Annotated in this window: 18 protein-coding genes; 4 read left to right on the top strand and 14 right to left on the bottom strand. The window is 62.5% G+C overall.

Going from position 1 to position 19059, the window contains the following annotated elements; all coding sequences use genetic code 11:
- Positions 1 to 70: 70 nt before the first annotated feature.
- The 3 genes from catA to V7S54_RS07715 form a co-directional block, all read right to left on the bottom strand.
- Entirely contained in the window at positions 71 to 1009 is a 939-nt protein-coding gene (catA, locus tag V7S54_RS07725) for a catechol 1,2-dioxygenase (protein ID WP_336408132.1), read from the bottom strand.
- 75 nt (positions 1010 to 1084) lie between these two features.
- Positions 1085 to 1375 carry a muconolactone Delta-isomerase gene (gene catC, locus V7S54_RS07720; RefSeq protein WP_065373427.1) on the bottom strand — a complete coding sequence of 97 codons (291 nt, stop codon included), beginning with the start codon at positions 1373 to 1375 and terminating at the stop codon, positions 1085 to 1087.
- Positions 1376 to 1385: 10 nt separating this feature from the next.
- Complete coding sequence (locus V7S54_RS07715; protein WP_336408131.1) at positions 1386 to 2567, bottom strand: muconate/chloromuconate family cycloisomerase; 1182 nt, start codon at positions 2565 to 2567, stop codon at positions 1386 to 1388.
- 150 nt (positions 2568 to 2717) lie between these two features.
- On the opposite strand from V7S54_RS07715, the gene V7S54_RS07710 reads away from it, so the two are divergent.
- The gene (locus tag V7S54_RS07710) at positions 2718 to 3659 is read left to right on the top strand and encodes a LysR family transcriptional regulator (protein WP_336408130.1); all 942 of its coding nucleotides are present in this window, start codon (positions 2718 to 2720) and stop codon (positions 3657 to 3659) included.
- Here the strand turns inward: V7S54_RS07710 and V7S54_RS07705 are convergent.
- The 6 genes from V7S54_RS07705 to V7S54_RS07680 all read right to left on the bottom strand — a co-directional run bounded on the left by V7S54_RS07705 (position 3652) and on the right by V7S54_RS07680 (position 9515).
- Complete coding sequence (locus tag V7S54_RS07705; RefSeq protein WP_336408129.1) at positions 3652 to 4533, bottom strand: sugar phosphate isomerase/epimerase family protein; 882 nt, start codon at positions 4531 to 4533, stop codon at positions 3652 to 3654. The genes V7S54_RS07710 and V7S54_RS07705 overlap by 8 nt on opposite strands.
- Positions 4533 to 5738, bottom strand: coding sequence for an NAD(P)/FAD-dependent oxidoreductase (locus tag V7S54_RS07700; protein WP_336408128.1), 1206 nt, complete (start codon positions 5736 to 5738; stop codon positions 4533 to 4535). Before V7S54_RS07700 ends, V7S54_RS07705 begins: the two co-directional genes overlap by 1 nt.
- A 224-nt stretch (positions 5739 to 5962) precedes the next feature.
- Positions 5963 to 6907 carry a substrate-binding domain-containing protein gene (locus tag V7S54_RS07695; protein WP_336408127.1) on the bottom strand — a complete coding sequence of 315 codons (945 nt, stop codon included), beginning with the start codon at positions 6905 to 6907 and terminating at the stop codon, positions 5963 to 5965.
- A 101-nt stretch (positions 6908 to 7008) separates the two neighbouring features.
- Positions 7009 to 7320, bottom strand: coding sequence for a MocE family 2Fe-2S type ferredoxin (locus V7S54_RS07690; protein WP_065373480.1), 312 nt, complete (start codon positions 7318 to 7320; stop codon positions 7009 to 7011).
- Between the two features lie 8 nt (positions 7321 to 7328).
- Positions 7329 to 8363 carry a sterol desaturase family protein gene (locus V7S54_RS07685; protein ID WP_336408126.1) on the bottom strand — a complete coding sequence of 345 codons (1035 nt, stop codon included), beginning with the start codon at positions 8361 to 8363 and terminating at the stop codon, positions 7329 to 7331.
- Positions 8364 to 8513: 150 nt separating this feature from the next.
- On the bottom strand, positions 8514 to 9515 hold the full coding sequence (locus V7S54_RS07680; RefSeq protein WP_336408125.1) for a LacI family DNA-binding transcriptional regulator: 1002 nt from the start codon (positions 9513 to 9515) through the stop codon (positions 8514 to 8516).
- Between the two features lie 158 nt (positions 9516 to 9673).
- Here V7S54_RS07680 and V7S54_RS07675 point away from each other — a divergent pair, with 158 nt between their 5' ends.
- On the top strand, positions 9674 to 10399 hold the full coding sequence (locus V7S54_RS07675) for a glutathione S-transferase (RefSeq protein WP_057251975.1): 726 nt from the start codon (positions 9674 to 9676) through the stop codon (positions 10397 to 10399).
- A 20-nt stretch (positions 10400 to 10419) separates the two neighbouring features.
- Here the strand turns inward: V7S54_RS07675 and V7S54_RS07670 are convergent, their stop codons facing one another.
- Positions 10420 to 11553, bottom strand: coding sequence for an aminotransferase (locus V7S54_RS07670; RefSeq protein ID WP_336408124.1), 1134 nt, complete (start codon positions 11551 to 11553; stop codon positions 10420 to 10422).
- 186 nt (positions 11554 to 11739) lie between these two features.
- Here V7S54_RS07670 and V7S54_RS07665 point away from each other — a divergent pair, with 186 nt between their 5' ends.
- The gene (locus tag V7S54_RS07665; RefSeq protein ID WP_336408123.1) at positions 11740 to 12309 is read left to right on the top strand and encodes a helix-turn-helix domain-containing protein; all 570 of its coding nucleotides are present in this window, start codon (positions 11740 to 11742) and stop codon (positions 12307 to 12309) included.
- 531 nt (positions 12310 to 12840) lie between these two features.
- Here the strand turns inward: V7S54_RS07665 and V7S54_RS07660 are convergent.
- Positions 12841 to 13800, bottom strand: coding sequence for an MBL fold metallo-hydrolase (locus tag V7S54_RS07660; RefSeq protein WP_336408121.1), 960 nt, complete (start codon positions 13798 to 13800; stop codon positions 12841 to 12843).
- 91 nt (positions 13801 to 13891) lie between these two features.
- Between V7S54_RS07660 and V7S54_RS07655 the strand changes: the two genes are divergently transcribed.
- Positions 13892 to 14803: a LysR family transcriptional regulator gene (locus V7S54_RS07655; RefSeq protein ID WP_336408120.1), complete on the top strand. Its 912-nt coding sequence runs from the start codon at positions 13892 to 13894 to the stop codon at positions 14801 to 14803.
- 112 nt (positions 14804 to 14915) lie between these two features.
- On the opposite strand, the gene V7S54_RS07650 is transcribed toward V7S54_RS07655, so the two are convergent.
- The 3 genes from V7S54_RS07650 to V7S54_RS07640 all read right to left on the bottom strand — a co-directional run bounded on the left by V7S54_RS07650 (position 14916) and on the right by V7S54_RS07640 (position 18970).
- The gene (locus V7S54_RS07650) at positions 14916 to 15296 is read right to left on the bottom strand and encodes a DUF427 domain-containing protein (RefSeq protein WP_336408119.1); all 381 of its coding nucleotides are present in this window, start codon (positions 15294 to 15296) and stop codon (positions 14916 to 14918) included.
- 143 nt (positions 15297 to 15439) lie between these two features.
- Positions 15440 to 16192, bottom strand: a complete 753-nt coding sequence (locus V7S54_RS07645) for a DUF599 domain-containing protein (protein ID WP_442892548.1) — start codon at positions 16190 to 16192, stop codon at positions 15440 to 15442.
- Between the two features lie 153 nt (positions 16193 to 16345).
- Positions 16346 to 18970 carry an autotransporter family protein gene (locus tag V7S54_RS07640; protein WP_336408117.1) on the bottom strand — a complete coding sequence of 875 codons (2625 nt, stop codon included), beginning with the start codon at positions 18968 to 18970 and terminating at the stop codon, positions 16346 to 16348.
- Positions 18971 to 19059 lie beyond the last annotated feature (89 nt).

The raw sequence follows: 19059 nt of genomic DNA, 5'->3' as shown, positions 1-19059 counted from the left end.
GCCTGGCGATTGCAACAATGTCGGTGGTCAGGGTGCGGCGGCTCATCCGGCCGCCGCGGAAACGAAACAATCAGGCGGCGGCGCGCTTGCGCTGCTCGTTGATCTGGTTGTCGACGCCATTCACCAATGAGGTGAGATGAATGTCGAATTCGATCTCGGCGAAGGGACTGGAGAGACCGTTCGCCTTGATGCTCGCCTCGTCGGTCCGCTCGGTGACATCGGGCACCAGGCCGTCGCGGGTCGCATAGGCAAAGTCGTCGTTGACCAAGGGGTCGCCAGCAATGTTGATCTGGGTCGTCAGCTTGCGATGACCGTCGGCGCTGATGAAGAAATGGATATGCGCCGGGCGCTGGCCATGACGGCCAAGAGCCGAGAGCAGTTGCTCGGTCGGGCTTCCCGGAGGCACGCCGTAGCCATGCGGCACGATGCTCTGGAATTTGTAACAGCCCTTGGCATCGGTGACGATCGTGCGGCGCATGTTGAAGGGCGCCTGTACGCCGGTCGGGTCGAAATGCGAATAGAAGCCGCGGGTATCACAGTGCCAGACTTCGACCGTTGCGCCTTTCAGCGGTTGGCCGTCGGCATCATAGACCACGCCGTGCATGATCAGCGGGTGACCGTTGGTATCGCGGCCGTCATCGAGACGGGCAAAACCTTCCGACGCCGGTGCACCGGCGACATAGAGCGGGCCTTCGATGGTGCGCGGTGTCGGATTCTTGATGCCGAGCTCTTCATCGATCGCGTCGAGGCGTTCGTCGAGGAAGTGGTCGAGACCGAGGCCGGGTGAAATCAGGCCGGCCTGGCCGGCAGCGCCGATCTCGTTCAGCCAGGCAATGCCCGTCCAGTATTCGTCCGGGGTGATGTCGAGATCGTCGATCGCCTTGAACAGATCCGACATCAGCCGATGCACGATCTGCTTGACGCGCGGATTGCCGCCATCCTTGTCGAGACCGCTTAAGGTCTTCAGGAAATCCTGGGTCTCCGGCTTGTCGAAAATCTTCACGGTCATGATCATTCCTCCACTTGGATTGTCTTGAAAGCGGGTGCCGCCTGCCAACCTCCCGGCAGCGGCACGGACAAAATTCTAGGTATCGTTCTCACGGATCGACGACGGGTGCCGAAGCAGCGGCGTGACCTCGATCTCCATGAACTTGAACAGCGGCAGACCGGACAGGATCTCGTGCAGCTCGGCATTGTCCTTGACGTCAAAGACGCTGTAGTTCGCGTACTGGCCGGCGATCCGCCAGATATGCCGCCACTTGCCGTTTTGCTGCAGTGCCTGCGAATAGGCCTTCTCTCGCGCGAGAATCTCGGCCACCTCTCCGGCGGGCAGGTCATGGGGAAGGCGAACATCCATCCGTACGTGAAACAGCATGGCCCGATCCTCACTTCGCAACGCTGATGGTCTTGCGCAGCCCATCGCGCGCAAAGAATTTCAGGCGGTCTTCATCCAGTTCGATCCCGAGGCCCGGTCCATCCGGCACCGTCAGCTCGAAATCGCTGTAGTCGAGCGGCGTCGCCAGGATTTCCTCGGTCAGGAGCAGCGGCCCGAAAAGCTCCGTGCCCCATTGCAAATTGGCGAAGGTGGAAAACACATGGGCTGACGCCACGGTGCCGATGCCACCTTCCAGCATCGTGCCGCCATAGAGCTCGATGCCGGCGGCATCGGCGATGGCGGCGACGCGCTGCGCGTTGAACAACCCGCCGCTCTGCTCGATCTTGACCGCGAAGACGTCTGCGCCCTTGGTCTTGGCAATCTCGAAAGCGGATTCGGGACCGGTGAGGGACTCGTCTGCCATCAGCGCCACCGGGAAACGACGGACCAGGCGATTGAGTGCTGCAGTCGATGCGACCGGCTGCTCGACCAGCTCGCAGCCCGCATCGGCGAGCGCCGCCATGCCATAAGCCGCCTCAAATTCGCTCCAGGCCATGTTGACGTCGACGCGCACCGCGCCGCGGTCGCCCAGCGCCTGCTTGATCGCCGCCACATGGGCGATATCGTCCTTCAACGGCTTCGCGCCGATCTTCAGCTTGAAGATCCGGTGGCGGCGAAGGTCGAGCATCTTTTCGGCCTCGGCAATGTCCGTGGCGGTGTCACCGGAAGCGAGCGTCCAGGCGACCGGCAGGCGCTTACGCAGCGCTCCGCCCAGGAGTTCGCCGACCGATAGGTCGAGACGCTTGCCGTGGGCGTCGAGCAGCGCCGTTTCGACCGCGCTCTTGGCGAAACGGTTTTCCTTCACCGCCTTGCCGATGCGCGCCAATAATCCGCGCACGCGGGTCGCGTCCTCGCCGACCATGACAGGCGCGAAATAGGTATCGATCGCAAGCTTCATGCTTTCCGGGCTCTCGCCGCCATAGGCGAGACCGCCGATCGTCGTGCCTTCGCCGATCCCGACGGTGCCGTCGCTGCAATGGACCTTCACCAGCATCAGCGTTTGGCCGGTCATGGTCGCGACCGAGAGCTTGTGCGGCCGGATCGTCGGCAGATCGACCAGCATCGTTTCGACCCGTTCGACGACGGGGACGAAGGCTGCAGTCGGAACGATGGGTGCAAGGGTCGTGTTCATGGCGTGACTGTGCGCCGCGCACCGGGTGGCGTCCAACACCATTTGGGTTCGCTATGATACCTTTATGGTATAGTGTGATAGAGATTTCGCAGATTCATGCGGTTACCGCACTGCAACATACCGCTATGATAGGTAAATGAGGGCCTGAACATGGATCTGCGCCAGCTTCGCTACTTCGTCGCCGTCGCCCGCGAGCGCAACTTCACCCGCGCCGCCGAGCAGCTGCATATCGCCCAGCCGCCCTTGAGCCGGCAGATCCAGCTTCTGGAGGAAGAGCTGGGCGTGCCGCTGATCATCCGCGCGAGCCGTCCCGTGCGGCTAACGGAGGCAGGCCGGTTGTTTTACGAACAGTCGCTGCAGGTTCTGGGCCGGGTCGAGCAGATGGTGGAGGCCACGCGCCGGATCGGTCTCAACCAGAACCGTGTTCTGTCCATCGGCTTCGTCGCCTCCACGCTCTATGGCGGGCTGCCGACGCTCGTGCGCAAGCTGAGGCAGAATGCGCCGGAACTCGATATCCGGCTATTGGAGATGGTGTCGGTGCAGCAAATCGCTGCGCTCAAGGAGGGCCGAATCGATGTCGGCTTCGGCCGGCTTCACCACAGCGATCCCAATGTCGTCGGCATCCTCATGCGCGAAGAGCGCCTCGCCGTGGCGATACCCCAGGGCACGCCGCTTGCCGAAGACACGTCGCCTTTGCCCTTGAATGCGCTCGCCGGCCAGAAGCTGATCGTCTATCCGAAGGAGCCGCGGCCGAGCTATGCCGACCATGTGCTGAGCCTGCTTCATGCCCACGATGTGCGCCCTGCCGAGGTGCATGAAGTGCGGGAGATCCAGAGTGCCCTTGGCCTCGTCGCCTCGGAAGCCGGCCTTTGCATCGTCCCCTCCTCGGCGCGTCAGGTGCGGTCAGACGTTCACTATCGCATGATCGAGGGAGAACGCGCGACCTCTCCTGTCATCCTCAATCACCGGGTCGGCGACAATTCACGCCACATCGAGCTGATCAAGCAGTTGATCGAAGAGATGTATGCGGAAAACCCGCCCTGGCTTGGTCTCGAGCACAATCTGCCATTCCGTCCCTCCTTCGTTAAATGACGGGGTCCGGCACGCACGCGCCATGCGTTCGGTTGCCCGAAGGGTCTGCGCTCTCAGCCCATACATCCAGCACCATCTGCCGAAGCAAAAGCGCCTCCGCCCACCGGTCCGTCGTGTCGTGGCCGTCCCTGTCCGTGATCGCATAGGGTCTGGGGCCGAGCTCGCAGGTCATGACCAACGCGGCATCATTGGCGGCGCGGGACCGCCAATGGCGGAAGCCATAGCCCCACCATTCGCGGAAGAGATCGACCCAGGGGCGATGCTGCGGAAAGGACATCTCGATCTGGATCTGCTGGCACGAGCCGACGCGGCCGTGGAAGGCCTGGGCGTTGTGGAGGATGCGCCGGATCTGGGCGTAGCTCTCGTCTTCCACCGGAAAGGCGAACTCGCGGCCGACCAGATAGTGCGAGAGATCGGCGAGCAGCGGCAAATTGGGGCGCCGGTTCAGCAGTTCCAGCGTGAACAAGAGGTCGCTGGTGATCCGGTGGCGATGGGTTTCGATATAGACGGGGACATCTGCCCTTTCGGCGAGCCGCATCCATCCGTCCAGAAGCGGCAGGCAATCTTCCACCCGGCGCGGACGGACATCCGCCTGCAGGTCGATGTGGCTGACAGGAAATTCTGAGGCAAGTTCGAGCGTCAGTCGCAGGTCTTCGACAGTCCGGGGGAAACAGACGCCTTCGATCTTCAATCCAGTGCCGCGGATCGCTTCGTTGAGGCGGACGACGTCATCACGGTTGGTGTAATGCGCGCTGATGCCGTCGAACCCGGCCTCGACGATATCAGCGATGTTTTCTTCAAGGCTACGTTCGTGGCCATCCGGGTGCCGACGCTCCATTGCCCAGAGCGACTGAAAGACAAGCAGCTTCTGCATCAGGCGGCTCGCGCGCTCTTCAGCAGCGCCTTCAAGTTTACGCCAGGGTCGATAAGCGCCTGAGGGTCCGGGCTGATACCGGCGGCGATCAACATCTCCGCCAGCTTTATATCCTTGGCAAGACCATTGCCGAGACCGAGGCCTGCGGCAGCGACGAGGCGACCGCCATCCAGGTAGAATTCCAGCTCGCCACCGTCGAGCTGGCGCGTGACACTCTGATGGTCCGGATGCGGCAGGCCCACCACCTGCAAACCGAGATCGTACTGATCGGTCCAGAACCAGGGAATGGCCGCAAAAGCCTCCTTGCCGCCGGTCATGTTGCGGGCCGCGGTCTCCGCCTGGCTGCGCGCATTGCGCCAGCTCTCGAAGCGAATGTACCCGCCGCCCGGCTGCGCCACCGCGGCGCAGTCGCCGGCCGCAAAGACGTTCGGGTCGCTGGTGCGAAGATAATCGTCCGTCAGGATGCCGTTGCCGGTGGCAAGGCCCGCCGCCTCGGCGAGCGCGATATCCGGCGACACGCCGATCGCCGCAACGATGATATCGGCAGGCACCGCGCTGCCATCGGCGAGGAGAACGGCATCGTCGGCGATCTCGGCAATACCCTGGCCAAGATGAAACGCAACGCCTTCGTCCTGATGCCGCGCATGGAGCTTGGCGGCAAAGCGTGGCGGAACCGCGCGCCCAAGCGGCTTCGGCGCCATCTCGACAACGCTGACGGTTATGCCTTTGCCACGCAACACGGCCGCGAGCTCCATGCCGATCAGACCGCCGCCGACGATGGCAACACTTTTTCCCGGGTCGGCGCTGGAGAAGATTGTCGCCGCATCCGCATAGGTGCGAAAGTCGAGCGCGCGCTCAGCCCCAGGGCATGTCAACCGCCTCGGGCGAGCACCGGTCGCAAGCAGCAGCTTGTCATAGGCGAGCACTCGTCCGTCGCTCAAGGCGACAGACCCGGCATCCGCATCAAGGCTCAAGGCCGACACGCCCTGGAGAAAGTTGATGCCGGCGGCCTCAAGTGCCTCGGCACCGCAGATCGGCTTCATCTGTACCGCGCCGTCCAAAGGCTTCGACAGAGGCGGGCGCTCATAGGGCAGATGCGGTTCCGTGCCGACCAGCGTGACGCCGCGGGTAAAGCCCGATTCACGCAGGGCAAAGGCCGCGCGGGTGCCGGATTCCCCGGCGCCGATGATGACGATGCCGTTCATGGCTTGCTCCATCGATCATAAGTTGGAGCGGGATGCGGGCGGATAACCGCACGCACTGTTCCTCATCCCGCTCAGGAAAGGTGGCCGGCGCAGGCAGGAGAAATGCGCCGGCCTACAGCGCCGCGCGTCTTATCAGACGCGCAAAGGTCGCTGTAGCACTTTGAATTGCTGCATGTTTTTGACCTTTAATCGGCTACGAATAAAGGAAACATGCAGTAGGAGGATCAGTTGCGAGTCGCGTAGTCGGCCATGTTCTTGGGCGTGACGAGCTCGAAGGGAACCATCACTTCGCGTTCGACGGCCTTGCCGCGCGCCAGCGCGACGGCAGCATCGAGCGCGCTCGCCGACTGGCCCTTGGCATTCTGGAACACCGTCGCATCGAGGTCGCCCGCGGCCATGGCGGCGAGACCATCCTGCGTCGCATCGATGCCGACGACGATCACGTCGTCCATCGACACACCAGCGGCTTTGAGTGCCTGTATGGCGCCGATCGCCATTTCGTCGTTATTGGCAAAAACCACGTCGATTGGGCGCCCGGCCGTGATCCAGTTCGTGGTGAGGTCCATCGCGTTGGTGCGCGTCCAAGCGGCGGACTGCTCGTCGGCGATGGTTGCGCCCTTGCAGTCGCCGGCAGCCAGCGTCTTCTTGAACGACGAGGTGCGGTCCCGCGAGGCCTGGTGGGCGAGATCGCCCATCAGGATATAGACCTGCGCGTCACCGGCCTTGCCCTTTTCCTTGAGCAGCGAACAGGCGGCCTCGGCGCCCAGCTTGCCGGAGTCCGTTTCCCGGCTTCCGACATAGGCCTGCTTTACCGGCAACTGGGCGACATTGTCCGGCTGGAGGTTGAGATAGACGAGCGGAATGCCCGCCTTCTCCGCCGCTTCGCTGATGCCGGGGGCTGCCGAGGTATCGGCGAGCGTCGTGATGATCGCGTCGACGCCAGACGCAATGAAGTTGTTCACCTGATTGAGCTGCTTGGAGATGTCGGTCTGGGCGTCCTCAATCTGGACATTGACGCCTCCGGTTTCCGATGCTCTGGCGCTGATGCCTTCACGCAGCAGCGTCTGGAAGTTGTTGTCGAAGCTCTGCATCGAGACACCGATCGTCTCCGCCGAGGCAGCACTTCCCATCAAGGCGGCAAGGGCAGCCGCCAGGTACATGGATTTCATGATTTCCTCCCAATGGGTGCCGGATCACCCGAGTGCATTCCGGAGGTCCCACGGACCCGATCAAGCTTGAGTGGTTCGAGCGCGCGCGGTAAGCGCGGACCCTAGCCGAGGGCCACGCGGACCTCTCCGTCGACGATTTCGGCGGGATAGGTCTTCAGGTTTTCGCAAGCCGGCAGCCTTATGGCTTCGCCGGTGCGATAGTCGAAGGCGCCGGAATGCTTGGGACATTCCACTTCGAAGTCCATGACCAGGCCTTCGGCGAGATGGATTGCCTCGTGGGTGCAGAGGCCGGCGGTGCAATAGACGCTGTCATCCGGGCCGCGGTAGACCGCGTAGGTGCGGCCGGCGTGGTCGAAGCGGATCGCCCCTTCCTGTTCGATGTCCTCAAGTTTGCAGGCGGGTACCCAGGTGATCACGTTGCTCATTCTGCTGCCTCCCCGATCGTGTTGCGTGCCTTGCGGGCTGCGAGTTTCTCTTTGCGTTTGCGATAGCGCTCCTGCATCCGCGCCTCGCCTTCTTTGGAGCCGTCGTGCCAGGTGCCGAACCAGCGATCGAGCGGGATCAGGGCGTCGCCGTAATTCACCTCGAAATACTTGTGGTGCAGGTAATGCGCATAGGCGTGGCTATCGACGAGGGTGTCTTCACCGACCTCGACCTTGTCGAAGCCGACATGGCCGGGAATGGCGCCGAAGCCCGCATAGTGAAGCTGATAGAGCATCAGGATCGGGTTGGACGGCAGGACCAGGTGGTAGAAGGCGGTACCGAAATAGAGCAGGTGCTCGACCGGATGCATCGACAGCGACGACCAGGGCGACGGGTTCACCGAATTGTGGTGGACCGAATGCACCCACTTGTAGAGCAGCGGCGTGTGGATAAGCCGATGGATGCAGAAGAAGTGGAACTCGTGGATGACGGGAACGACCAGCGCGACCAGGGCGAGCGTCCAGGGATTGTCCGCAAAGGTGAGCCACGGCGCGTAACCATTGGCATAGGCCCAGAGCATGCCAACCTCGACGGCGGTCCAGATCGTCACGCCTGAAAGGAAGGTGCGCAGGATGTTGTCGAAGTTCTGGCTTTCAAACCAGAAGGCCTTGCTCTTCTGTTCGGCCGGGAACTTGCCATTGTACTTGAAGCGGTTTTCCTGCCGTTTCAGCACGTAGAGGTGCAGTTCGAAGGCACCGTAGAACAGGAAGACGCAGACCGCGTTGACCACGTAGAGCCAGGCGATCCAACCGATGCCCAAAGTCTGCATCGTCGACATCGGCGGAATGACCCAAGCCCAGTAGGCAACGGCCGAAGCGGCGAAAGTCGCATTCCACGGAAAGAAATAGTGCGGCAGCCACTTCAGGAGCGCCAACAGTTTGGGCGGAAAGGCAAACAGCGGCGCCGTTTCGACCGGTTGATTCGGCGCCCAGTCGCCACGCTTGTTGCGCGTTCCATACTTCAAGTCGTCCATAACGCTCTCCTCCCGGCGGATCGCGGGCGTTCCGCACAAATTCCGGTGAAGGAGAGCGCCTTCCGCTTCGCTCGGGACCGCGTTCTCCTTCTTGATAAAAATCTAGCAGGAGGCGTTCTGAACGGCGAAGGCTTGTTTGATCAAATCAGATCAAAGGCTCTCGGCCGTGACGGTGATGAAGCGAATGGGCGCCTTGTCCGGTTCCAGCTCTGAAAGGCCGATCCGGCGCAGCACAAGGTCAAGGGCGCGGCGGGCCTGCGCCTCGGGCGCCTGATCGAGCACGACGTCCATGATGCCGTCGCTAAGCGCCTTGCGCGTATAATCGGTCAGTTCGTGGCCGACAAAGAAAACCTCCCTGCCGCGCGGATGGCGGCGAAGAACATCGATCAAAGCGGCGTTGGCGCCGCCGGCGTTGTAGAGCCCGGCCATATCCGGATACATCTCGAGCGCTGATAGCAACGTTTCGGCGCTGTAGTGCTCCTCGTCGCGGGTGAAGCCCAGCCACTCGAACCGGCGCTCGCCCGGATGCTCCTGGAAATAGTCCGAAAAGCCGCTGAGGCGATCGCGGTGGACCTGATAGATCGGATGGCAGAGGGCGACCACGGGACCGGGACGAGATGCCATGCGCGCGATGAAGAGCCCCGCCGTCCGTCCCGCCGCGTAATTGTCGATGCCGACGAATTCGCCCTGCTTCTCGGACGCCCGTGTGACGACATGGATCACCGGCACCCCGCGCGAAACGACCGTCTCGACCGCGGCGCTGATCAGCGGACTATTGGGCACGGCAAGGATCAGGCCAGCGCGCGGGACCTCGGTCGCAAGAATCCGCCTGGCAATCTCGTCCGGCTTCATCTCCTCGGTGAAGCTGCGTTGCACTACGACAAGCGGATCAAGCGTCTCCGCGATCCTTTCGAACGCTTTGGAAAGCCGGCGATAGAAGGTCGTTTCGGGGCGGACCATCAGCACGTCGATGCGCAAAAGACCGCGATGGGTGTCGGGCAGCGTGCGCGGATAGTTCAGCGTGCGCGCCGCAACAACCACCCTCTCGACCAGTTCGGGGCGAACGCCGCCACGTCCGTTGAGCACCCGCTCGACCGTGGCCGTTCCGACACCCGCCAACTCTGCAATGTCGCGATAGTTCGGCTTGCTCACCCTGGCATCCTCGCCGGATTTCAGATGCGTCTCCACAGCGCCATAGCATGTGTCGCGGCCAGTTCGACAGAGCGCGCCTTGCAATTGCTGTGTTGCCCTCGCCCTAAACCGCCGATGGCCTATATCAACCGGGTATTCGAGATCGGCAGAGGGCTTCCATGACCTATGAGTTGTACTACTGGGACGGCATTCAGGGCCGGGGCGAATTCGTGCGCCTTGCGCTCGAAGACGCCGGCGCCGATTACGTCGACGTTACGCGCGAACGGGGCCGCGGCACTGGCGAAATGATGAAGCTGATGGAAAACACTGCCGAGCCACGCATCCCTTTTGCGCCGCCGTTCTTGAGGGATGGCGACCAGATCATTTCGCATGTGGCCAACATCCTTTTTTACCTCGGCCCGAGGCTCGGGCTCGCGCCCAAGGAGGAGGCGCTGCGCTGGTTCGCCAACGGTCTGCAACTCACCATCACCGACTTCATTGCCGAGGTGCACGACACCCACCACCCGATCGCAACCTCGAAATACTACGAGGAGCAGAAGGTGGAGGCGAAGGACCGGGCGATCGAATTCGTCACCAACCGCCTCCCCAAGTTTCTCGGCTACTTCGAACGGGTGCTTGAACAAAACCCCGATGGCAGCGGCCACGCCGTCGGCGACGGCGCAACCTATATCGATCTCTCGCTATTCCAGGTGATCGAAGGGCTTCGCTATGCCTTCCCGAAGGCGATGCGCCATTACGAGCGGCAATACTCCGAGCTTTTGAAGCTGCACGCTTCGGTGAAAGCGAGGCCGAACATCGCCGCCTATCTCGCGTCGCCGCGACGCCTGGCTTTCAACGAGAACGGTATCTTCCGCCGCTACCCGGAGCTGGATATCGAGCCCTGAAGGACAATCCCGCCTGCTCCTTACGCGGCGGCAGACTGTTGCTCGCGAAGAAACCCGGACAGGCGCTGCAGACCCTCGCGAAGAATGCTTTCGCTGTTGGCGTAGCCGATCCTGAGATAGCCCTCCATATCCATTGCGCTGCCAGGCGTCAGCATCACCCCGGTGCGCTCTAACAATCCGAGGCAGAATGCTTCGGAGGTCATCGGCAGATCGTATTTCAGTAGTGCCGTGGTGCCCGAATGCGGCTTGACCCAGGAGATCCGCGGTTCGCTGTCGACCCAGTCCGACAGCACCGCGAGGTTGGTGCGGGTAATCCTCCGGCTGCGCGCCAAGATCTTGTGGCGGTTTTCCAGCGCCATTGCCGCGAAGTGATCGTCCAGCATGCCGACGCTGATCGTGTTGTAATCGCGGTGGATCGAAACGGCATGGATCAGTTCGGGTGGCGCGACGATCCAGCCGAGCCGCAGGCCGGCGAGCGAAAACGTCTTCGACATGCTGCCGGTGCTGACGCCCTTTTCGTAGAGGTCTGCGATCGATGCCGTCAAACCGTCGCCCTCTTGATCCGTGCCGCGATAAACCTCGTCGCAGAGGATCCATGCGCCGCAGCCGCGCGCGATACCGACGATCTTTTCGAGGTAGCCGCAATCCATCAGCGCGCCGGTCGGGTTGTTCGGATTGTTGATGGCGATCAGCTTCGTGCCGGGGATAGCGAGCCGCTGCAACTGCTCGAGATCAGGCAGGAAACCGGTCTCCTCCGTCAGTTTCAGGATCTGCGTATCGGCGCCATAGCTTTCCGGGATCGAATAGTGCTGCTGGTAGGTCGGCAGCACCGAAATCACCCGGTCGCCCGGTTCGACGAGAGTCTCATGCACCAGTGCATTGGCGCCGATCGCACCATGCGTGGTGACGACGTTTTCGATCGCCTGTTTCGCATAGAGGCTTGCGATCTGCCCGCGCAGCCGTTCGGAACCCTCGATGGCGCCATAGGTCAGCTTCAGCGGCAGCAGTTCGGCAAGGATCGTGTCCGTCTTGCCCGCCATTTCCAACAATTCCGCCACGGTCAGCGATTCAACGCAGGTCTCGGCGAGATTCCATTCGCAATGGTTCTCGTAGCGGTTCATCCAGATTTCGACGCCGAAGTCGCGGATTTTCATGTCAGTGACCTTTCGAATGTTGGGCTATGGCTGCGAGTAAGCCGGACCTGTCGGCGACGTTGAGAATTGTCGCTTGCTGTGACATGAAGCCCTTCCTGTTGGCACAGCTGCGCATGTGGCCTCCGTCGCGGTCGGAGGCACCAGAAATGGCTGGCCGTTGATGGTCGATCCGTATAGAAGAACGATATGAGCAATATATTGCACAGTCAAGATCGATCCGACGTGCTGACCCATGTCGCGGACAATCTCCGGCGCATCCGCATGGCGGCGGGACTGAGCCAGACGGCACTGGCCAAGGCCTCCGGCATCAGCCGCCGCATGATCGTCGCGGTCGAAGGCGGTGACGCCAATATCAGCCTCTCCAGCCTCGACAAGCTGGCGGCCGCCATGAACGTCGGCTTCGTCGATCTCGTCAGGGACCCGTCGCGCCAATCCCGTGACAACATCGACGCTGTGACCTGGCGCGGCCAACAGGCAGAGAGCGAAGCGCGGCTGCTCGCTTCTGCCCCCGCTACGTCCGAAGCCCAGATGTGGCTCTGGTCGCTCGCCCCAGGCGAGCGCTATGACGCCGAGCCCGACCCGCAAGGGTGGCACGAAATGCTGTTCGTCACGGAAGGCACCTTGACGCTTGAGGTCGCTGGCGTGCGCAAGCGATACGCCAGCGGTACCTTCGCGGTCTATAGCTCCGCCCAGGCCTACGCCTACATCAATGACGGTGGCGAAGTCGTGCGGTTCGTCCGCAACGTCATTTCCTAGCGCACCGGTAGCCGGCTAACAGACGCAGGCCGGCGGGCAAGAGCCGGAGGGGAGGCCGCTCCACGACAACGTGAAGGCGCCGGCTCACCAATCGCGGAAGCTCGGTCCGGCGCGCTTGATTCGCGCAGACCCGAACGGAAGGATGCCCGGCACTCGGCGAGTGAGGGACGGGGATCGCTGCTTCTGAAAGTCGAACCACCGGATGGCTGGATGAGCCAGGACGGCCGTGTCCTGTTCGATGCCGTGAGGCCGAACGCTTCGCCTCGAATGCGCGGCTCGCCTTCTCGCTGGCGATCGCCGCCTTGATGCTGGCGCTCTCGATCATCGTCGGGCGCTGGAGTCGGCCAGCGGCTGCAGGCCGAATCCCGCCACCTCGGCGCATCGATCGTCGTTTCGGCGGAAGCCTTCGCGGGGGAAAGATCGACGAAGCCGGATCAGGCAGGTGGGTGCGCCACGACGGCGTGCGTCTGCGCGGGCGCAGCGAAACCATCGACGCCTACGCCTACAAGTGATCCGGCTTCGAAACGCTCGCTATTCGACGTAGTTCCAGGGGATGAAGCGATAGAGCGTCTCGTCCCGGGCCACGTGGCCGACACCGGGGAACGGCAGGTGAGCGCCGGCAACGAGGTAGCGGCCATCTGCCGCTTCTGCCAGTGCCACCGCACGGGTCGCGGCCGCCGCTGTTCCATCGACGTCGAAGCTGACGAAGACGTCGGGAGCGTCGAACTGGACGTGGTCGCCATGGATCACGTCACCCCAGAAGACCAGACGCTGGCCGTCATCGGCTTGGAGCACGATCGAGGAATGTCCGGGCGTATGCCCGGCTCGTAGGATCGATCCGAGGTTCGGCAACACGTCCGCATTGTCGGCGAAACGCTTTACTTTTCCGGCGGCGATATAGGGAGCCAGAGCGTCCTCGGCGCGCTGGAAGTCGGTCTTCTGCGCCTCCGTCATCGTCGTCACGCCCTCGCGCTCGATCCAGTAACGATACTCGCGGTCGGCGAGATGGATTTCGGCATTCGGAAACTGGGGCTTGCCGTCGACGGTAAGGCCGCCGGAGTGATCGGCATGCACGTGGGTCAAAACAACGGCGTCAACCTGGTCGGGCCGGTAGCCGGAGGCCGTGAGATGGCGGATGAGCTTGCCGGCGGCGGCGCCGAGCAAGGCGCCGGACCCCGCATCGATCAGCACCAGGCGCTTGCCGTCGTTTACCAGATAGGCGTTGATCGACAAATGCGGCTCCTTGCCGAGGAAGGCCTCGTCGAGCCTGCGCTGCAGTTCGCCCTCGGGCTCGTTCTGATAGATCTTCGCCATGGGCAGTGCCAGCGTGCCGTCCGAAAGCGCCGTGACTTCAAACTTTCCGAAGCGGAAGCGGTAGTAACCGGCATTGGCGACGGTCGAGAACGGGGCGGCGGAAAAGGCAAACCGCGGTGCGAGCGGCAACAGGGCCGTGGCGGCGAGAAGGCCCAAAGCTTGTCTGCGAGTGGTCATGATCGGCTCCTTCGATTGGATGCGACGAAGCTATCAATTCAACTCTCCGTCGATTATCCTGCGATCATGGAAGTGATTGTTCCGGAAACGCATGAAATCCCCCCAGTCTCCCGATCTCAATAACCTCAGGATCTTCCTCGAGGTCGCCCGCACCGAGAGTTTCTCAGCCGCAGCACTTCGCCTGCACCTTCCGCCAAGCACGGTTAGCCGGCGCTTGGCTGAGCTTGAAACCGCGCTTGGCGTCGCGCTGCTGCTGCGCTCCACGCGCCGGGTCTCCCTGACCGAGGCGGGCAAGCACCTGCTCGAGTCGATCGGCGGGGCCGTAGAGCTCATCGATCGCGGCATTGCGGGTTTCCGGCCCGCCGATGGCGCCGCCCGCGGGCGACTGCGGGTCGCCACATCCGTCGCCTTTGCCCGCACCTTCCTGCCGCCGATCCTGAAGCGCTATGCGGAGCTTTGCCCGGAGGTTCAGGTCGATCTGCAGACGGCACACAACAATGTCGATCTGATCGGAGAAAGCGTCGATGTGGCGCTGAGAATGGGCGAGCCGGTCGACAGCGAGATGATCTACCGAAAGATCGGAACGATCGAACAGCGGCTCTACGCCGCGCCGGCCTACTGCGACGGGTTATCGCTCTCGTCACCCGAGGACCTGATGCATGTCGCGCTGGTGGCGCACCGGACCCGGATGCGGCGGGAACTGGCCCACTGGGTGCTCTTCGACGGCAACCGGCATTTCACGCTTGAGCGTCCGCCCTCGATTGTCGTCGACGATCCGGCGATCGGAGAGCGCCTGATCGCCGAGGGTCTCGGCATCGGCATGCTGAGCGACGCGCTCGCCGCCGATGGTGTCACCACCGGGCGGCTCGTTCCGGTCCTTGCCGAATGGTCCGGACCAGCCACACACCTCTACTATCTCTACCATCAGCAACTGGGTGATCTGCCGAAAGTGGCAGAATTCCTGAGGGCGGTGCGCGAAACGTTCCGGGTTCGGAGCGAGTGACCTCGCGGCCAAAGCCTGTCGCGCAAAAGTGCGCAGCGGTTTTGCGACAACGACATGCGAAATATCAAGAACTTAAAGCGCAAGGAGCGAATCTGAAAGATCGCGATGCGCTTTAGCGCTGGCTCTCTTCGATCGAATCCACCCTGTCCGGATAGAACGCCAACCGATCTTTGATGGCGGCCACCGCCGTATGCGGGCTTTCATAGGTCCAGACGGCGTTCCTCGACCGCTCGCCGCCGGATGGGATGCTGAAATAGGAAGCGTCGCCCTTGTATGGGCAGTTGGACGAATGATCCGTGCGCGACAGCAACGACATGTCGACATCCTTGCGCGGAATGTACTGCACCGCCGGGTAGGATGCCTCGCGCAAAGTCAGCGCATCGCGAGTGTCGGCGATAACGCGCCCACCGAGCGTGACGACGACACGCGCCGGATTTCTCTCGACTGTGATCGGATGATCGGGGCCGGGAATCTTGATCGGTTTGTCTGACATGAGCGACCGCCTCTGAAACGTTGCTGATGTCTAGATGGTAGACTTACTGTCGAATTCCAACCGGTCACGCCAAAAGCGCCTGCGACGCCTGACCAAGGACGGGCGAACAGGGCGGCTTTTTCGGCGGGCGCCGCGGTTCGTCTTCAGATATTCGCCACCGGCGAACTGATCGCTGCGGCAGGCTCTGCCTCGACGGCAGGCGGATTGCTCTCATCCAGCAGCTTGCGCACTTCCATCACGCCCTTTGCCGTATCCGACCAGCTGTGTCTCCAGACGAGAAGTCCCACTGAGCCGACAATGCCGACAAGAAATGCGATCGGGCCCATGAACCAGAGAGCGGCGGCAACGGTGAAGTAGTAGGAGCGAACGCCCTGACTGAAGGAGCGAAGGGCCGGATTGATCATCAGCGACAAGGCGTGGGTCCATGCGGCGATGTCCCGGTCTTCCTCCCGCGACGGACTGGCTCCGATTGCCGCGAGGCAATAATTGATCTGCCGGACCGCCCAGATGAATTCGGAAAGCCCCCGCAGCAATGTCGCCATGACGAGCAGCACCTTGCACTGGAACAGCCACAGCGGTTCGATCGGCGCGAACATCGAAATGATCCCCGCCTGAAGACCGGCCGTCGGCTGGATGAAAAGCGCACTGCTCATGGCAACGATGACGATGAGATTGGCCGAACCGAAAAACGAGGCCGAATTGATCGTGTGCCCGAGGATGGCGGCATCGCCGATGAAGTTGGTGTCCCGCGTCAGGACCTCGCGCATCCAGGCCCGCCTGATATGCACCATGTCCAGCATCAGGCTGTCTGTCCGGCGCGGCCAGCCAAGCGCCATCATCGGCTCCAATCCCACCCAGGTTACGAGGAACAGGATAATCGCAATCCAATCAAGCATCTGCACGGCCGGCCTCCCACTATAGCTGCTGCTAATTGAAGCAGGTGGGACGGGTACGTCAACGCGCTCGCGAGCGGTGGCGCGATCGAACCATCCGCACTGGTCTAAGTTTGAGGGCGGCGGATGTGCTGGGTCACACCGGTCGAGGGCTGGTCACCACTTCACCCGCAGGCCGATATTACCTTCGAGCACGTCGATCTTTTCCCCACCGAGATTGGTGGTGTAGTCAGCTGTGACATAGAGGCTTGTGGTCTCCGACAGCTTTGCGACCAGACCGCCGCCGAGTTCCAGCGCCGTTCCGCCCCTCTCTGTCACGATCGGGTCCGCACCGAAGGTCACGCCCTGATCGGCGTCGAAACTGTGCCAGAGGTTGGCCTTGAGGTAGGGCTGGAAGATTGTCGTCTCGGCAATCACTTCGCCTTGCAGGCGGAAGCCCAGCCGTCCGGTCACCGCGTCGTCGCTGTCGAACTTGACGCTTGAAAACGCATCGCGCTGATCGTCAAGCGACAGATGCTGCCAGATGATCTGCGCCTGCGGCTCCAGCGTCCAGCCTTCACCGATGGCGATCGGATAACCGCCTTCGAGCGAAGCCGTGATGCCGCTACCATCGACCTCGACACCGCTGCCGCCGACCGACCGGGCGTCGCCGTCAAACCAGCTGCCCATCAGAACTGCGTCGAGATACCAGCCGCCGGGGCCGATATGGGTCCAGTAGCCGCCAAAGCTGTTGGCCCTGACATCGATCTCGCCGACATGCAGATTGTTCCAGCCGACTGCCTGCCCGGCGATGTCGCCATCGGCACGTGCGTGGCTGAAGAATACGCCGACGCGGTCGTGATGGCCTTGCGCCGACTCCCAACCGAAGAGATCCTGGCCGATCTGAAAGCCCAGGATATTGCCGTCGAAGCTGGGATCGACAGTTCCCTTCCAGTTCAGTTCCGTCTTCTGGCCGAAGACACGGCCCCAGCTTGCCGTCAGGGTGCCCACCCCGTCGAGCAGCGATTGTTCGCCACGCCGTTCATGGAATGTGCCAAGGGTCGAAAGCGCCAGATATTCGGCCATCGGTGGGACTGCGGAATAGGTCGGAACCTCGACGCGATAGAGCGGCACGACTTCGACTACGGTCGGCACTCCGCCAATGTCCACGGTCACGATTTCGGGCTCGACCGGCGTCGCGTCCTCCGAAGGTGGCGCAACGCCGGGGCCAGGAGGAAGGATGACGATTTCCGGCTCTACGACCGGCGGCACTGTGGGCGGCACCGCCGGCGGGTCGACGATAATTGGCGGTACGATCTCGGGTGGCGGCGTTGTCGGCGTCGGCACGACGACGAGCGTCGAGCGCAGATAGAAATTCTCTTCCGACCCGGCCGTCACGCCGCCCTTGTAGAGCAAATATTCGTGGGCGCCGGCGGCGACCCTGCCATTGAGCGCGAAGGCGCTTGCCGCTGAAGTCGCACCATTGGCGAGCTCGACGACCATAATGCCATCCGCAAGCGTATCGGCACCGGCACCTCCGGCGTTGACAACGCTGACGGCAGTTGTGCCGGTCGCCGTGCCGCCTGACACGACGAGGCGATCCGATGGCGAGGCGTCAGCGTCCAGAACGGTATTGAGTACCAGCAGGCCACCATTGCCGGTGTAGTTGCCATTGACCGTAAAGCGATCGCTCGTGCTTGCGCCGGCATCCGACAGATCGATGGTGCCGGCATTGATGACCGCCACTATTTGACCGGGCGCGGCTGCCGAGACCGCCGCATTGGTCCCGCCACCGCGAAGCGTGCTCGATGCATCGACATTGAGCGTGCCGGTTCCCGAACCGCTGTCACCGAGCGTCAGATTGCCATCAAAGGTCAACACGCTGCCGGCGTTGGCATTGATGGTTTCCCAGCTTTGGAACCGCGCCACGCCGCCGGTCTGGACGTTTTCCAACGTCAAGCCGTCGACACCCAGGCCGCCGGTAAGCGTATCGGTCCCGGCGAGGTTGGCGCTCGTCAGGTTGCGAAGCGTTGCAGTGTCATTGTCGGCCCCGAGGTCAACGCTACCATCGATGGTGCCGCCGCTGTCCCACGTGAACGTATCCGTTCCGAAACTCATCAGGACATTGCCGCCGACAGACCCGCCCGTCACCGTCACGCTATCCGTGCCGCCGCTGACGCTGATGTTGCCGCCGATCATGCCGCCGGAGAGAATGATCGTGTCGTTGCCGAAGCCTGCGACCAGGTTGTTGTCGATCGTGCCTCCCGACATGTCGAACAGGTTGTCGTCGAGCAGCATGTTGACGCGGCCGATGCGCCCGCCGGTCATGACTGCGCTGTCGCCGTCGTCAAAGAAGCCGACGATATGGCCGCCCGACATGAAGAACGTGTCGAGGTTGTCACCCTGGTTCAGCGACTGCAGCGTACCGCTGGTCATCGTGAAACTGTCGCTGCCTGCGCCCTGCTGAAGGTTGGCGCTGATCGTTCCGCTGTGGATCTCGACGGTGTCGCTGCCGGCGCCGAAGGTGACGGCGCTGGTAATGGTACCGGTACCACCGACAGGCAGGGAAAGCGTATTGTTGCCGCCAAGATCCGTAAAGCCGGCCGAAGTGCCGCTGTCGCACAGATAGATGTCGTCACCGGCGGTCGGCACGAAGCTGCATGCGGCGGCGGCCGGCAGGCTCTGCAGACAGAGACCGATCGCGGTCGAGGCCAAAAAGCCGAGCCGCCGGGCGGGAAGAAAACGCGCCGGACAGCAATCCGATTTGGAGGCGTCTTCGTGCCGTGCAACTTCGTGATGCATCGTCTCTCCTTTGGCTGAGGAAGGCCCCGGTGGAACATCAGGGTCCGCCTTCTATCCGCGGTTGCTGATATCAGCCACGGGAGCCGCAA

The organism is Ensifer sp. CCNWLY38, assembly GCF_037120565.1.
GTDB lineage: Bacteria > Pseudomonadota > Alphaproteobacteria > Rhizobiales > Rhizobiaceae > Ensifer > Ensifer adhaerens_H.
This window is presented reverse-complemented; position numbering and strand designations above follow the sequence as displayed.

Coding starts and splice junctions, on each gene's coding strand:
- catA (WP_336408132.1), bottom strand. CDS start 1,009: ATGACCGTGAAGATTTTCGACAAGCCGGAGACCCAGGATTTCCTGAAG.
- catC (WP_065373427.1), bottom strand. CDS start 1,375: ATGCTGTTTCACGTACGGATGGATGTTCGCCTTCCCCATGACCTGCCC.
- V7S54_RS07715 (WP_336408131.1), bottom strand. CDS start 2,567: ATGAACACGACCCTTGCACCCATCGTTCCGACTGCAGCCTTCGTCCCC.
- V7S54_RS07710 (WP_336408130.1), top strand. CDS start 2,718: ATGGATCTGCGCCAGCTTCGCTACTTCGTCGCCGTCGCCCGCGAGCGC.
- V7S54_RS07705 (WP_336408129.1), bottom strand. CDS start 4,533: ATGCAGAAGCTGCTTGTCTTTCAGTCGCTCTGGGCAATGGAGCGTCGG.
- V7S54_RS07700 (WP_336408128.1), bottom strand. CDS start 5,738: ATGAACGGCATCGTCATCATCGGCGCCGGGGAATCCGGCACCCGCGCG.
- V7S54_RS07695 (WP_336408127.1), bottom strand. CDS start 6,907: ATGAAATCCATGTACCTGGCGGCTGCCCTTGCCGCCTTGATGGGAAGT.
- V7S54_RS07685 (WP_336408126.1), bottom strand. CDS start 8,363: ATGGACGACTTGAAGTATGGAACGCGCAACAAGCGTGGCGACTGGGCG.
- V7S54_RS07675 (WP_057251975.1), top strand. CDS start 9,674: ATGACCTATGAGTTGTACTACTGGGACGGCATTCAGGGCCGGGGCGAA.
- V7S54_RS07670 (WP_336408124.1), bottom strand. CDS start 11,553: ATGAAAATCCGCGACTTCGGCGTCGAAATCTGGATGAACCGCTACGAG.
- V7S54_RS07665 (WP_336408123.1), top strand. CDS start 11,740: ATGAGCAATATATTGCACAGTCAAGATCGATCCGACGTGCTGACCCAT.
- V7S54_RS07660 (WP_336408121.1), bottom strand. CDS start 13,800: ATGACCACTCGCAGACAAGCTTTGGGCCTTCTCGCCGCCACGGCCCTG.
- V7S54_RS07655 (WP_336408120.1), top strand. CDS start 13,892: ATGAAATCCCCCCAGTCTCCCGATCTCAATAACCTCAGGATCTTCCTC.
- V7S54_RS07650 (WP_336408119.1), bottom strand. CDS start 15,296: ATGTCAGACAAACCGATCAAGATTCCCGGCCCCGATCATCCGATCACA.
- V7S54_RS07645 (WP_442892548.1), bottom strand. CDS start 16,192: ATGCTTGATTGGATTGCGATTATCCTGTTCCTCGTAACCTGGGTGGGA.
- V7S54_RS07640 (WP_336408117.1), bottom strand. CDS start 18,970: ATGCATCACGAAGTTGCACGGCACGAAGACGCCTCCAAATCGGATTGC.